Below are 14,985 nucleotides of genomic sequence, written 5' to 3' on the forward strand. Positions count from 1 at the left end.
GCCTCAGGGGATGTTCACGGATTACTTGACGGAGCCCTTGGGCAACACCTGCACCACAGCGCTGCGCTGCATTTGCACTTCCACGCCGCTGGCGATCTCGATGTGCAGGAAACCTTCGGACAGGCGCGTGACCTTGCCGACGATGCCACCGGCGGTAGCCACTTCATCGCCCTTGGCGATGGCGTCGATCATGGCGCGGTGTTCTTTCTGGCGCTTCATCTGGGGGCGGATCATGACGAAGTACAGCACCACAAACATGAGCACCAGGGGCAGCATGCCGGTCAGGGAGGACATGATGTCACCGCCGCCAGCGGCTGCGGCAGGTGCGGTTTGGGCGAAAGCGGAAGAAATAAACACGGACTGGACTCCACAACGGATGGTCAAAATTCACACAACCCGCCCACACCAAGCGCCAAAGCGCCCACCGAGGGCAGAACAGGGCATTGTATGCGGCGCTTCGGGCGCCGCCCAAGGGGGAAGACCCAAGCATGCAGCGGGTGTTTGCCGCCAGCAGGGCCCGCAAGGGCTCGCCCACGGAAATACAAGCCAAAAACGGCTGATGCGCTAGGGATTCATGCCTCGATAGCTACACTATTAATAGCAAAAGCCCGCACAGGTGCGGGCTTTTGTGGGAGATACTGACGGCAGAAGGACCGATCAGGCGACCTGACGCTGGACCGGGGCGCCTGCGCGCCACTGGGCCATCAGGCCGTCCCACTTGGGACGCGCTGCCTTCAGGTGCCGCTCCTTCACGTGGCCATAACCCCGGATCTCTTCGGGGATGCGGGCAATTTCCACCGCCAGGGCCAGGTTGTCGGCGCTCAGGCGGGCCAGCAGTTCGTCGATGCAGGCGCGGTATTCGGCGATCAGTGCGCGCTCCATGCGGCGCTCCTCGGTCTTGCCGAAAATGTCCAGCGCCGTGCCGCGCAGCCCCTTCATCTTGGCCAGCACGCCGAAGGCGCTGCGCATCCAGGGGCCGAACGGCTGCTTGACCAGCTCGCCCTTGGCGTTCTTCTTGGCGGTCAAGGGTGGTGCCAGGTGGTGCACCAGCTTGTAGTCGCCTTCAAACATGTTGGCGATCTTGTCCGTGAAGGCCTTGTCGGTATGCAGGCGCGCCACCTCGTACTCGTCCTTGTAGGCCATGAGCTTGAACAGGTAGCGGGCCACGGCCTCGGACAACTTCGTGCTGGTGCCCAGCTTCGCTTCCGCTGCCTTCACCTTTTCGACGAAGGCCTGGTACTCAGAGGCGTAGGCCGCGTTCTGGTAACCGGTCAGGAACTCCACACGCTTGGCCACCATCTCGGCCAGCGAAGGCTTCTTGACGAACTGAATCACTTGCGCGGCCTGGAACAGCGCCTGCACGGCCGCGAGGTCGTGCGCGCAGCGGCGGCCCCATTCAAAGGCGGCCTTGTTGTTCTCGACCTGCACGCCGTTCAATTCCATGGCGCGCATCAGCGATGCGTAGGTGAGCGGCACGCGGCCCTTTTGCCAGGCGTAGCCCAGCATCAGCGGGTTGGTGTAGATGCTGTCGCCCAGCAACTGGGTGGCCACCTGCTCGGCATCAAAGCTGCCCACACCGCCTGCGCCCACGGCCGCGCTGATGGCCGCATCGCAGTTGCCGCCGGGGAACTGCCAGTCGGGGTTGTTCACAAACGCCGCCGTGGGCGTGCCGTGCGTGTTCAGCGCCACAAAAGTGCGGCCGGGCTGCATGACGGCCAGGGTGTACTTGTGCGCAGCCACGATGGAATCGCAGCCGATCACCAGGTCGGCCTTGGCGGTATCGACCTTGGTGGTGTAGATGGCGTCGGGCCGGTTGGCGATCTGGATGTGGCTCCAGGTGGCGCCGCCCTTTTGTGCCAGGCCGCCGGCGTCCTGCGTGATGACGCCCTTGCCGTCCAGGTGCGCGGCCATGCCCAGCAGCGAGCCGATGGTGATCACGCCCGTGCCGCCCACGCCCCCCACCACGATGCCCCAGGCGGTTTCGGCCACAGGCAGCACAGGCTCAGGAATGGACGGCAGCGCCGACAGGTCGCCCTTCTTTTCCTTCTTGGGCTTTTTCAGCTGGCCGCCTTCCACCGTTACAAAGCTGGGGCAGAAGCCGTTGACGCACGAGTAGTCCTTGTTGCAGGTGCTCTGGTTGATGCGGCGCTTGCGGCCGAATTCCGTCTCCACCGGCTCCACGCTCAGGCAGTTCGACTTGGTCGAGCAGTCGCCGCAGCCCTCGCACACCAACTCGTTGATCACCACGGTCTTGTCGGGCGTGGCCAGCTTGCCGCGCTTGCGACGGCGGCGTTTTTCCGTCGCACAGGTCTGGTCGTAAATGATGGCCGTGCAGCCCTTGATCTCGCGGAACTGGCGCTGGATGGTGTCCAGCTCGTCGCGGTGGTGCACCGTCACGCCGTCGGCCAGCGCGACGCCGTCGTACTTGTGCGGCTCGTCCGTCACGATCACCAGCTTGGCCACGCCTTCGGCCTTCAGGCTGTTCATGATCTGCAGCACGCTGTGGCCCTCGGGCCGCTCGCCCACCTGCTGGCCACCGGTCATGGCCACCGCATCGTTGTAGAGCACCTTGTAGGTGATGTTCACCCCCGCCGCAATGCTCTGGCGGATGGCCAGCAGGCCGCTGTGGAAGTAGGTGCCGTCGCCCAGGTTGGCAAAGATGTGCGCGTCGGTGGTAAAGGGCTGCTGACCGACCCAGGTCACGCCCTCGCCACCCATCTGCGTGAAGGTGCTGGTGCGGCGGTCGGGCATCCAGTTGACCATGTAGTGGCAGCCAATGCCCGCCACAGCGCGCGAGCCTTCGGGCACGCGGGTGCTGGTGTTGTGGGGGCAGCCGCTGCAGAACCACGGGGCGCGTTCGCCCGTGTCCACCTTCAGCTCCGTCATCGCGCGCTCGCTGGCCTCGATGATGGCCAGGCGCGCTTCCATGCGGGCCACGATGTCAGAGGGAACGCCCAGCTTCTTCAGGCGCTTGGCAATCGCCTTGGCGATGATGGCGGGCGTGAGGTCGGCCTTGGCGCGCAGCAGCCAGTTCTGGCTGGGGTTCGGCATGCTCCATTCGCCGCCCGTGGCGTCGCCCTCCGGCTCGTCGAACTTGCCCAGCACGTTGGGACGCACATCGGGGCGCCAGTTGTACAGCTCTTCCTTGAGCTGGTATTCGATGACCTGGCGTTTTTCTTCCACCACCAGAATCTCTTGCAGGCCTTGCGCAAAGTCGCGGGTGATGGTGGCTTCGAGCGGCCACACCACATTGACCTTGTGCACGCGGATGCCCAGCTGGCGGCAGGTGTCGTCATCCAAGCCCAGGTCTACCAGCGCCTGCCGGGTGTCGTTGTAGGCCTTGCCGCTGGCGATGATGCCGAAGCGATCTTGTTTGCCTTCGATGACGTTGTAGTTGAGCTTGTTGGCGCGGATGTACGCCAGGGCCGCGTACCACTTGTAGTCCATGAGGCGCGCTTCCTGCTCCAGCGGTGCGTCGGGCCAGCGGATGTGCAGGCCGCCGGGCGGCATCACGAAGTCGTCGGGCAGGATGATCTTGACCCGGTCGGGGTCGATATTGATGCTGCTGGACGACTCCACCACCTCCTGGATGGTCTTCATGCCCGACCACACGCCGGAGAAGCGGCTCATGGCAAACGCGTGCAGGCCCATGTCCAAAATTTCCTGCACGCTGCTCGGGAAGAACACCGGCGTGCCGCAGGCCTTGAAGATGTGGTCGCTCTGGTGCGCGGCCGTGCTGCTCTTGCTGATGTGGTCGTCGCCCGCAATGGCGATCACGCCGCCATGCTTGGCGGTACCCGCCATGTTGGCGTGCTTGAACACGTCGGAGCAGCGGTCCACACCCGGGCCCTTGCCATACCAGATGCCGAACACGCCATCGAACTTCTTACTTTGGGGGTACAGGTCCAGCTGCTGCGTGCCCCAGACGGCCGTGGCGCCCAGCTCTTCATTCACGCCGGGCTGGAAGACGATGTTGTTGCCCGCCAGGTGCTTCTTGGCTGCCCACAGCGCCTGGTCATATGTGCCCAGGGGCGAGCCCCGGTAGCCGCTGATGAAACCCGCCGTGTTGAGCCCCGCCGCCGCATCGCGCTGGCGCTGCAGCATGGGCAGGCGCACCAGGGCTTGCACACCGCTCATGAAGGCGCGGCCTTCGCCCAGGGTGTATTTGTCGTCCAGAGTGACCGTCTCTAGCGCTTTGCGGATGGACTCGGGCAGGGGGGCGTTCATGGCTATGTCTCCAGTGGCTTTTGTGGGGTCCGCGCCTTGTGGGCACGCTGGGGGAGCACCATGCAGCCCGTTTAGGGCTGCGGCACTAATCTGCGGGTAAGTGTATGTCTGCGCCGCTGATATGTCTTTGCGTTCTGTGCCGTGTTTAGGCTATTCTGAGAAAGGATCTTTCTCTTTTCAGCCGATTTGTGAACACTCTCGACAAATTCGATATCGCCATCCTCAACGAGCTGCAGGCTGACGCCCGACTGACGAATGCCGAGTTGGCCCAGCGGGTGGGACTGTCGGCCGCCCCCTGCTGGCGCCGCGTGCGGGCGCTGGAGGAGCAGGGCTTCATCAAGGGCTACCGCGCCGAGATCGACCGGCACAAGATCGGCCTCGGGGTGTTGGCCTTTGTGCGGCTCGATGCGGACCGCAGCACCGGCAACCTCACGCGCAAGATGGAGGAAGCCATCCGCCAGATCCCGGAAGTGGTGTCCTGCCACTACATCAGCGGCACCGGCACGTTCGAGCTGCAGGTGGTGGCACGCGACCTGGACAGCTTTTCGCAATTTGCGCGCGACGTGCTGCTGAACCTGCCCAATGTGAAAGACATGCACACCAGCTTCTCACTGGGCGAGGTCAAGGCCAGCGGGGCGCTGCCGCTGACGCACCTGAGCCGCCCTCGCTGAGCGGCCTGCGCGCCGGATCACCTGGCGCGCTCAGCACACGCCCATGGCAGCGGCGGTGCCGCGCCGAAACCGCCTCGCAGTCAGCGCGGCCACAACGCCCACAAGCGCAGGTTCTGCTTGAGCCGACCTGCGATGTCGCCCGCCTCCGGTCCCCAGCCGGTGAAATAGTCCGCACGCACCGCGCCGAGGATGGCACTGCCCGTATCCTGCGCCAGCACCAGGCGGTTGAGCTGCACCTGCGGGCCGGACGAGGCCAGCCACACGGGGGTGCCGTAGGGAATGCTCTGCCGGTCCACCGCAATCGATCGGCCCGGCGTCAAGGGCACGCCCTGCGCGCCGCGCGGGCCAAAACCCGCGTCCAGCGGGTTCAGGGGTTCTTCGCGGAAGAACACGTAGCGGGGATTGCTCCACAGCAGCTCATTGGTGCGCTGGGGGTTGGCAGCCACCCAGGCGCGGATGCCGGGCCACGTCGCATCGCGCGTCAGGCCCTGGTCCAGCAGCCAGCGGCCCACACTCTGGTAAGGCTGGTCATTGGTGCCTGCGTAGGCTACCCGCACCAGCGAGACCGAGCCATCGGGCTCGGTGATGCGCAGACGGCCCGATCCCTGGATGTGCAGCACCATGGACTCGATGGGATCACGCAGCCACGCAATGGCCCGGCCCGCAAGCGCGGCCTGGGCCTCGGGCAGGGTGTCGATCTGCTGGCGCGTGTACCAGGGCTTGCGCGCCCCGAGGCTGGCGGGCACCCGGTAGATCGGCACCGTGAACCCATTGCCGGGCTGGCGGGCCGCATCCATCATGGGCTCGTAATACGCCGTCAGCAGGCCATCCGGATTGCCATCGGTGGCCTCGACGCGGTAGGGCTGCAGGCGCGCAATGAGCCAGGCGCGCTGCTCATCGGCCGTGGCAATGCTGAGTTGCCGCACCTCACTGCACAGCGCCGTGAAAGGAGGCTGCGGCCGCTCGCAGCTCTTGATCCACGCGTTCCAAGCTTCGTGCAGCGCATCTGCGGTAAAGCCCGGCAGCTCGGCCCAGCGCACCGGAATCCATCGGCTTTTGGGCTGCGCCATGGGCGGTGGCAGGGGGCCCGTGTCCCCCGGCAGGACCACCGCGCTGGGCGGCAGCGGCGCGGGAGTGCCCCCAGGCCGTGCGGGGACGGGGGCAGGGGGCGTGGAGCAGGCAGCCAGCGTTCCTACAATCAGCGCGGTCAATGCAACGCGCAGGAGTGTCAATTTCATGGGGCTGATTTTGCTTGAAGCGCTGCTGGCGCTGGTGGTCCTGGTGGCCATCGTGTGGTGGACCATGTTCTCGGGCCGCAAGGGGGGCGAACTCCGGGCTCCGCAGCCCTCGGACGACGATAAGCAGCCGCCCCCATCGCCTTGAGCCGCCGCTGAGCCCCCAGCGAAGACGGCCCCGTCCTACAAGCGATGGGCCAGCGGGCTGATGGTGCAAGCGCACCCTGGGCCCGACGATAGCGTGAGCCGGGTGATGACACCGCGCCGATGCGCGGAACAGGGCAAAACCCCGACAAGGCTGCGGGCGCGAAGCCCGCCCACCCGGCGTCACCGACCTTCAAGGAGCACACACATGCGCACACACATTCAACTTCTCGGCGCGGCCGCCGCCATCGTTCTCGTCACCGGATGCGCCAACATGGACGACACACAACGCCGCACGGCCACAGGCGCCGGCATCGGCGCCCTGGCGGGCGCGGTGATCGGCTCGGCCACTGGCGGCAGTGCCGGGACGGGCGCCGTGGTGGGTGCCGGGGTCGGGGCACTGGGCACCTACATCTGGTCTCAGAACATGGAGCGCCAGAAGCGCGAAATGGAACAAGCCACCCAAGGCACCGGCATCGCCGTGACGCAGACGGCGGACAACCAGCTCAAGCTCAATATCCCCAGCGATATTTCTTTTGCTGTGGGCCGTTCGGACATCCAGCCCAACTTCGCGCCGGTGCTGGACCAGTTTGCTGCCGGCCTGCGCAACAACCCCAACACCGACGTGCGCATCGTGGGGCACACGGACAGCACCGGCAGCGACGCCATCAACAACCCGCTGTCGATGGACCGCGCTGCTAGCACCCGCAGCTACCTCACGGCACGCGGCGTGGACGGCCGCCGCATCGTGATCGAAGGCATGGGCGAGCGCTACCCCATTGCCACCAACGACACTGCAGAAGGCCGTGCGCGCAACCGGCGGGTCGAGATTTTTGTGGGCGAGCGACCACGGGGTTGATCAGCCCGGTACCAAACCTCGCCAAAGGGACGGGCTCACTGCCCCGCACGCAGCAGGTTCGCCAGTTCCACGGCGGACTTGACCTGCATCTTGTCGAACACCCGTGAGCGGTGAACCTCGACCGTGCGCACGCTGATATCGAGCTGGTCAGCGATGAGCTTGTTGGGAAGACCGGCGACCACCAGGTACATCACGTCGCGCTCCCGCTCGGTCAGCTCGCTCAGCCGCACTTGCAGGTCGCTGCGCTCGCGCACCTGGGCCAGCCGCTCGGACGATTGGGATAGCGCCTGTTCAATGCGGTCCACCAGCGCGTTGTCGGAGAACGGCTTCTCGCAAAAATCGAACGCCCCCCGCTTGACGGTGTCCACGGCGGTGGGTACGTCCGCATGGCCGGTGAGAAAGATCACCGGCATGGTGGCCAAGTCGCCGCGCGCGGCCAGCACGTCAAAAAGTGCCAGCCCACTCATGCCAGGCATGCGCACATCCAGCAGCAGGCAACAGGGCTGGCGCTGGGGCGGCCGCTTTTGCAGCATGGCATCGAAGGCCTCGGCCGAATCAAAAGACTCGCTGGGCAACCTGCGCGAGCGCAGCAGCCAGGCCAGCGCCTCGCGCACGCTGGCGTCATCGTCCACGATGTACACGGTGGCGTTGGTGATGGGCTCCATAAATCAGTTCAGTGGTCCATTGCAATATCTGTCACGCGCACACGATGAAACCGCCAGGGCTCGGCAAAGGCTCATGCCATATGCCTCAGGACGTGGCGCCATTGTTCACAGGCAGCGTGAAGGTAAATACCGTACCACGGGGTTCATTCGGCGCAAATCCGAGGAAACCGCCGTGTTGTTCGATGACGGTGCGGCACATGCTCAGCCCCAGGCCCATGCCCTCGGGGCGGGTGGTGAAGAACGGGGTGAACAGCTTTTCCGCGACTTCGGGAGGAATCCCGGTTCCCACGTCGGTGACGGCAAATTCAATCCAGCCATTGTGCGGGTTGGAGGCTGCACGCCGCACCCGGATATCCAGCACACGATTGCGCACACCAGGGTCATCCATGGCCTGCATGGCATTGCGCGCCAGGTTCAGAAGCACCTGCTCCACCATGGTGCGGTCGCACAGCGCGGGCGCCAGGCCGGGCTCGATGGATGTGTTCACGCGCACCCCCAGCTTGCGGGCCTGCAGACTCACCAATGGCAGGATGGCATCGAGCAATTGCTGCGCATGCACGGCCTCGCGGGCCTGGTCGCGGCGCCGCACAAAGTCGTGCACGCTCTTGATCACGCGGCCCGCGCGCTCGGCCTGGCGGGCGATCTGGCGCATGGCCATGCGCACATCCTCCAGGGCATCCTGCTCGGGGGAGGAAGCACCGGCAACAGCGCTGACACTGGCGGGCGCGGCATGTTCCAGCAGGTTGATGGAGCCGTTGGCGTAACTGGAGATGGCGGCCAGCGGCTGGTTGAGTTCGTGGCTGAGCAACGAGGCCATCTCGCCGACCGTGGCCAGCCGTGCCGTGGCCTGCAGACGCTCCTGCGAGGCGCGGGAAAGCTCCTCGACCCGGCGCTGCTCGCTGATGTCCAGGAACGCGCTCATCCAGCCCGTGTGCTGGCCTTGGGCGTTGATGAGCGGCGCCTCGATGATCAGCACGGGAAACCGCGTGCCGTCCTTGCGCATGAACTCGGACTCAAACCCCTCGCGCGGCGGCATCGTGCCCGCAAAGCGGATGGCCTGACGCTGGCGGTATTCCTCCACACGCTCGGGCGGCCAGTAGGGGGCCGACATGCTCAGACCCAGCAGCTCCTGAGGGCTGAAGCCCACCATCTCGCAAAAGGCCGGGTTGACGTAGGTGATGCGCCCCTCCAGGTCGCGCGCGCGCAGCCCGGTCACCAACGAGTCCTCCATAGCCTTGCGAAAAGCCAGCGCATCGGCCAGGTCGCGCTCCGCGCGCAGGCGGCGGCGGTTGTCGCGCACCAGCACGACCATCACCGTCACCAGCGCAATCGACATGGCCGTCACCAGGGCCGTCAGCACATTGGGGAACAGGCTGGGAGCGCTGTGCCAGCTGTCCATGCGCAGCACCAGCGTGCTGCCCGGCAAGTCCAGCAGGTGCTGCGCGGAAAACATGCGTGACCCCCGACGCGCCGCGCCCAGCACCGCCAGCCGGGTGCCGTCGGCCTCGGTGAAGGAGGCTTCCTGGCTGCGCGTGAGGTTGTGCCCCACCAGATTCGCCAAGATGTCCTGCAGCGCATAGGTCGCGACGAGATACCCCAGGGGGCGGCCGCTTGCCGATAGCGGAACACACAGCTCCATCATCTCCGAGCCCAGGCCGTCGCCATGGGGCTGGAAGTAGCTGCTGGAATACGCCGGCCCCCCCCAGGCGACGCGCGTTGGCGCAGGCGATGGTGAGGTCCGACTGGCCGCTGTCACGCAGCCGCATGTCCCAGGCCACCGGGCGGTAGGGCGATTGCACATGGGTGCGCATGCGCAGGTTGGCATCGCGCAGCTCGATGCGCACCAGCTCGCGGCGGTTGCGCAGCAGGTCGGACGCCTCGACCTCCCAGGCCAGGTGGCTCGGGTTGTCACTGGGCAGCGCCTGCAGGCTTTGCAGGTTGTGCGTCAACGCTGTGCGGATGTCCGAGACTGCATCGGCCGTGTCGCGCTCCAGGCGCGTCTGCACCTGGCTGGCTTCGTAGCGCCCGGCCAGCCACACCATGGTGGCCAGCATGGACACCACGAGCAGCACCAGCGCGGTCCACAACGACCAGCGCCGCCAGGCGCCGCGCCAGCGTTGCAGCAGGGTGCGTTTGACGGGAGTGGGTTTCACAGCACGCGGTGGGTCAATGCGGGCAGCTGCGCGCGCACGGCACTCAGGCGCTGCACATCCAGCTCGCCGGCCACCACGCCAGCACCCTGATCGCGCTGCGCGAGGATGCTGCCCCAGGGGTCCACCAGCATGCTGTGGCCCCAGGTGTGGCGACCGTTGGCGTGCACCCCGCCTTGGGCGGGGGCCAGCACATAGGCCAGGTTTTCTACCGCGCGGGCACGCAGCAACACATCCCAGTGCGCCTGGCCCGTGGTGTGCGTGAAGGCGCTGGGCACCAGTAGCAGGTCGGCCCCCGCTCGGGCATGCGCGCGGTACAGCTCCGGAAAGCGCAGGTCGTAACACACGGACAGCCCCACGCGCCACCGCTGACCACTGCGCGCTTGCAAGTCAAACTGCACCGGGGTATCGCCAGCGTCGATGACCCGGCCTTCGTCGTACTGTTCAGCGCCGTTGCTGAAGCGAAAGAGGTGGATCTTGTCGTAGCGCGCAACGCAGGCACCCGTCGGGTCAAAGACCAGCGTGGTATTCCGCACCCGGTCCGGCGCATCGGTGGCCATAGGCAGGGTGCCCCCCACAATCCATATCTGCAGCGCGCGTGCGGTGTCAGCCAGAAACTGCTGGATCACTCCGGAGCCTGCGGTCTCGCGCAAGGCGAGCTTGTCGGTGTCCTTGTATCCCATCAGACAAAAATACTCTGGCAACACCGCCAGCTCGGCGCCGCCCAGCACAGCCTGCTCCAGCAGCTCACGCGCAACCCGCAGGTTGTCGTCCAGCGCGGTGCTGGACACCATCTGGATGGCAGCGACTTTCATGAAGGTTCTCCGGTCTTGGGGGGTGGGCTGGCGCGGGGCGCCGCTTCGGTGGCAGGGCTCGCTTCGCGTGCGCGGCGCGCCACGCGCACCACCCGGGGATCGGTCCAGGTACCGTCGATGCGGAACTCCTGCGTGGCCGCCTCAATGAGCGGGCCACGCAAAAACACCTGGGCCAAAAAGCTGCCTAGGCCAATCACCGGGTTGATGGCCGTGGCCACGAGCGAGGCGGTCATGGCATTGATCTCAGGCACCACGACCACACGCAGGTCCTGCGTTTCCTGGTCGATGTTGGCGCTGCCTTCCATCAGCACGGCTGCGTTGACGCCCTTCATCTGCAGGTTGTTGGTGGTGGCCACGCCGCGCTCGATGCGCACATCGCCCCGCACAAAATCGAATGCAAAACCTTCGCTGAACACATCCCGAAAATCGAGAGTCAGCCGGCGCGGCAGCGACTGCAAACTGAGCACGCCCAGCAGCTTGGCAAGCCCGGGATCGGCCTTGAGAAACTGGCCGGACTCGACATTCAGGTTGATCTGCCCCGTCATGCTGCGGTAGTCGGGGCTGAACGGTGCGCCAATCCAGCCCACCTGCCCTTCCATGCGGCCCTTGCCACGCCGCACCACGTTGGCCATGCCCAGGCGGGCCAGCAGGTCGCCCGAATCGCGAATATCGAGCTTGAAGCTCAGCACCGTGCGCCGCTCGGCAGAGCGGGGGCCGGCCGCAGCGGCGTTGAGCACCGCCCAGTTGCCGCTGGCGGTGAATGCCGCCTCAGGCGCGGTGATGTTGAACTTGGACAGGCGCCACTCACGCAGCACGCCCTCACCGCCCCGGTTCTGGGCCTCCATCTCCACCCGCCCCAGCCGCTTGCCCCGCAGCTCAAAGTCGTCCACCACAATGTCCAGCGCGGGCAAGTTGCCCGGTTGCTCGTTGAGCAGCTCTTCGACCTGGGTCACATCGCTTTGCGGCATGTTCACCCGCGACAGGCGGGCAAACAAGCGGCCGTTGCTGAACTCGGGCGACCCGGGCTGGCGGTATTCCAGATAGCCATTGAGTTCGGTGGCATCGAGGTTGGCACGCCAGGTGGTGCCCTCACGCAGCACGCCAGCCACCACGTTGTGCAAGGTGCGGCCTTGCAGAGTGAGTTCCCGCGCACGCAGCGCCAGCGTGGTGGGCAGATAGTCCTGCGCCATGGCCTGCCCCACCGGTGCGGCGGTCGCTCCAGCGCTGCGCGCGGTGGACTCGGCGGCAGTGGCCCGGGTGAGCACATCGTCCCACGCATCCACGTCCAGCTTGCCCTGGTTGATGTTGGCGGCCACACCTTGTGAAGGCATGGGGGCGAACTCGCCATTGCTCAGGCCCACACCGATGGCGCCGCGCAGCACGCGGGGCTGGGGGCCGCTCAGGTCGCGCACATAGGTGGCCGATCCGAGCGGCCCCAGGTCGAGCGTGATCTGGTCTCGCAGCGGTGGGGCATTGCTCCCGTTGCCGTTGTTGTTCGCCAAGCCCGCCAACGATTCGCGCGCCACCTGGTTGTCGAAGCGCAAGGGCAGGCTGCTGTCCGCAGCCTTGCCCAACGGGGGCGGCAAGGCCAAGGCCAGGCCCTGCAAGCTGGTGTTCACCTGCAGCTCAGGCACCCCGCGGCGAAACGACAGGGCCAGGGTGTACGGTGCGCTACCAGTGGCCCGCCGCGCCAGTTGCGACAACATGCCCAGCTGCGGGGTTTGCTGCAGCCCCTCGGCCGTGGCGGTGCCCTGGGCACGGATCTGCACGGCCGACTCGGTGGCCAGGGCATTGGCCGCCAGCGCGCGCATACCGCCTTCCAGCCGCACGGGGCCACCCAGCGCCTGGGCCTGCACATTGGACAGCGCAAACCCGGTCTCGCTGAACTGCACGGCGCCCCGCACGCGGGTGAGCGCAGGGGTGTCGGGGGTGATGCGCAGTTCGTTACCCGCCAACGTGACGCTGCCCTGCACCTTGGATTTGTTGATGTCGCTGATGGGCAGGCTCAACCGCAGCTGGAAGTCGGCGTTGCCCGTGCCGCTGGCCTGCTCCAGCGCATTGCCCGTCATACGGCCCAGCGGCGAGGTGGTCATGAGCGTGAGCAGCTCGGCCAGCGGGCCGCGCGCATCGGCACTCACGCCGACCACGGTATGCGCCAGGTCTGGAATGCGCGCCTCGACCTTGGACAGGCGCAAGCCCTTGCTACCCGCAAAGCCGCCGCTGGCGCCGCGCACCTGCATGGACGAGCGTTCAAAAATCAGCTCCCCCCCCAGATCGGTCAGCGCCGGCCAGGGCAGGGTGCCTGCGGGTTGCAGCGCGGTGGGCACGTAGGCGTAGGTGACGTCCTTGACGCGCGCCGCAATGCGGAACTCGCCCTGCTTGGGGTCATTGAAAGGCAGGTCGTGCAAGTCCCCTTTGACCCGGAACTGCACATTGCTGGCGCTGCCAGCGGCCACCGCATCGCGCACGTAGTGGCGGGATTCGGCGGGAATCGACAGGGGCAGGTAGCGGTGCACGCGTGTGCCGTCAGCGCGGTGCAGCGTGCCGGTGAGGTCCAGCACCCCCGGAAAACGCGACCGGTGGGGCGCCTTAGAGGGGTCGCTGGTATGCCAGGTGGCGCGGGCATCGCCCTGGGCATCGGCATTGGCAAACTGCACATCGTTGGCCTGCACGGCGACGCGGCCACCGTCCACCTGCCAGCGCACATCGGCACTGAGCCGGTCGAGCGGCAGGACGGGTTCCTCGAACACCCCCGGCAGCACCAGCGCCCCCGACGCCATGGTCAGCGCTGCCTTGCCCCCTGCCTGGGTCATGTCGATGTCCACATTGGCGCCACGCAGACCCAGATGGGCGGGGGCCGAGCCATCCGTAGCACCGGCCAGCGCCAGCCCCTGGATGCGCCCCTTGACCTGGTACTGCTGCAGCGCATCCAGCGGCCCCTTCCAGGTGGCCTGGATCTCGTCCACCAGCCCCTGGGGCGTGTAGGTGCGCAAGGCGTCGTGGGCGGCCGCTCCGAGCGGCAGACGGCTGGCAACCTGCGCCAGCGCCGCCAAGTCCAGCCGGTCGGCCCGCAATTCGCCTTGCGCCGGGGCCTTGCCGTTGGCATCGGTGTGCACCAGCCGCAAGTTGCCGCCGGGCCAGGTCAGGCCGTCGTCGGTCTGGAACTGCAGCGCCTGCGTCGAGAATTCAAACCCGCCGGTGAGCCGACGCCCCCCCAGCCGGCCCTGGATGGAAGGCAGAACCAGCGGGCGCAGATCGGCCGCAAGCGTGGTGTTCACATCGGCCAGCGCCAGGTCGGCTGTGCCGCCCACCACCTGCCCGCTGCGCACATCGGCCCAGGCCCGCAGCGCGCCTCGGCCCTGCGCCACCTCGATGCCCACATCGGCGTGGTGCCGCAGGTGCGACACATCGACCCGCGTGAAGTGGGCAAACACCTGGCCGCTCCAGTGCTTCCAGTTGCCATCGCGGGCGCGCAGCAGCGGCGCGCGAAACAGACCGACCAGACTGAAACGGTCGCCCCATTCCGGCGGCGGTGTGGCATCCACCCGAAGGTTGTGGTGCCAGTTACCGTTGCGCAAAACCAGGTCCACCTTTTCCAGCGCCAGCTCGGGGGCGCCGCGCTGCTCGTCGGTCCAGCGCACCGTGCCACCCTTGATGTAGACCTCGCCCTGCGAGAACAACCAGTCGGCCGCCGCGCTGCTATCGCCCTGGTTCTGGGCAAATTCCAACCCCGCCACATAGATGCGCCCGTCGCTCGCGCGCCGCACATCCAGGTCCGGGCCTTCGATGTAAAGCTGCTCGAACCCCCACTGCAGCAGCGAACGGGGCGACAGCGCCACCACCACCCGCGGCAGGCGCAACGCGGTACGGCCTGCTGCATCCAGCAGCGCGACGTCAGACAGCTCGATGGACGGGATCAGCCCCTCGGTGCGGGCCACGATGGCGCCGATCTGCACGGGAACCCCCAATACCCGTGCGGCCTGCGCCTGCAACTGTGGGCGGAAATCACCGATTCGCGGCACAATCCAGCCATGAAGAGCCCCCCATGCGATGGTCAGCAGCAGCCAGAACGCGAGCAACAATCCCAGCGACCACCGCGCAAAACCTGCAACTATTTTCAGCAGGCGTGAGGGGTGCGAGGTGGGATCGATCATGGTGAGATGGAAAGTGGCAGGAATTATGACCCGCAGCCCTGGCGTGGGTTCACTCGCGACCCGAG

9 protein-coding genes and 1 pseudogene are annotated in these 14,985 nt (G+C 66.6%); 3 read left to right on the top strand and 7 right to left on the bottom strand.

Translation table 11 applies throughout. From position 1 onward, the window contains the following. Positions 1 to 21: 21 nt before the first annotated feature. Together yajC and C380_RS23025 are read right to left on the bottom strand one after the other, a co-directional pair. Positions 22 to 357: a preprotein translocase subunit YajC gene (gene yajC / locus C380_RS23020; protein ID WP_015016243.1), complete on the bottom strand. Its 336-nt coding sequence runs from the start codon at positions 355 to 357 to the stop codon at positions 22 to 24. Between the two features lie 300 nt (positions 358 to 657). Further along, the gene (locus C380_RS23025) at positions 658 to 4,227 is read right to left on the bottom strand and encodes an indolepyruvate ferredoxin oxidoreductase family protein (protein WP_015016244.1); all 3,570 of its coding nucleotides are present in this window, start codon (positions 4,225 to 4,227) and stop codon (positions 658 to 660) included. A gap of 188 nt (positions 4,228 to 4,415) precedes the next feature. On the opposite strand from C380_RS23025, the gene C380_RS23030 reads away from it, so the two are divergent. After that, positions 4,416 to 4,898 (top strand): Lrp/AsnC family transcriptional regulator, encoded by a 483-nt coding sequence (locus C380_RS23030; protein WP_015016245.1) that lies wholly within the window; start codon positions 4,416 to 4,418, stop codon positions 4,896 to 4,898. An 80-nt stretch (positions 4,899 to 4,978) separates the two neighbouring features. Here the strand turns inward: C380_RS23030 and C380_RS23035 are convergent, their stop codons facing one another. After that, positions 4,979 to 6,202 (bottom strand): murein transglycosylase A, encoded by a 1,224-nt coding sequence (locus C380_RS23035; RefSeq protein ID WP_015016246.1) that lies wholly within the window; start codon positions 6,200 to 6,202, stop codon positions 4,979 to 4,981. Between C380_RS23035 and C380_RS25385 the strand changes: the two genes are divergently transcribed. Beyond that, positions 6,135 to 6,281 (top strand): hypothetical protein, encoded by a 147-nt coding sequence (locus C380_RS25385; protein ID WP_015016247.1) that lies wholly within the window; start codon positions 6,135 to 6,137, stop codon positions 6,279 to 6,281. The genes C380_RS23035 and C380_RS25385 overlap by 68 nt on opposite strands. 204 nt (positions 6,282 to 6,485) lie before the next feature. Further along, positions 6,486 to 7,136 (top strand): OmpA family protein, encoded by a 651-nt coding sequence (locus tag C380_RS23040; protein WP_015016248.1) that lies wholly within the window; start codon positions 6,486 to 6,488, stop codon positions 7,134 to 7,136. Positions 7,137 to 7,171: 35 nt separating this feature from the next. Here the strand turns inward: C380_RS23040 and C380_RS23045 are convergent, their stop codons facing one another. From C380_RS23045 to C380_RS23060, 4 genes and pseudogenes are all read right to left on the bottom strand, one after another. Then, positions 7,172 to 7,801 carry a response regulator transcription factor gene (locus C380_RS23045; protein ID WP_015016249.1) on the bottom strand — a complete coding sequence of 210 codons (630 nt, stop codon included), beginning with the start codon at positions 7,799 to 7,801 and terminating at the stop codon, positions 7,172 to 7,174. A gap of 85 nt (positions 7,802 to 7,886) precedes the next feature. After that, positions 7,887 to 9,972, bottom strand: a pseudogene (locus C380_RS23050) (nitrogen regulation protein NR(II)). After that, positions 9,951 to 10,766 carry a carbon-nitrogen hydrolase family protein gene (locus C380_RS23055; RefSeq protein WP_015016251.1) on the bottom strand — a complete coding sequence of 272 codons (816 nt, stop codon included), beginning with the start codon at positions 10,764 to 10,766 and terminating at the stop codon, positions 9,951 to 9,953. The pseudogene C380_RS23050 and the gene C380_RS23055 overlap by 22 nt, the downstream one beginning before the upstream one ends. Beyond that, complete coding sequence (locus tag C380_RS23060) at positions 10,763 to 14,920, bottom strand: YhdP family protein (protein WP_015016252.1); 4,158 nt, start codon at positions 14,918 to 14,920, stop codon at positions 10,763 to 10,765. The genes C380_RS23055 and C380_RS23060 overlap by 4 nt, the downstream gene beginning before the upstream one ends. Positions 14,921 to 14,985: the final 65 nt, after the last annotated feature.

It is taken from the genome of Acidovorax sp. KKS102 (genome assembly GCF_000302535.1).
In the GTDB taxonomy this organism is placed as follows: Bacteria; Pseudomonadota; Gammaproteobacteria; order Burkholderiales; family Burkholderiaceae_C; genus Acidovorax.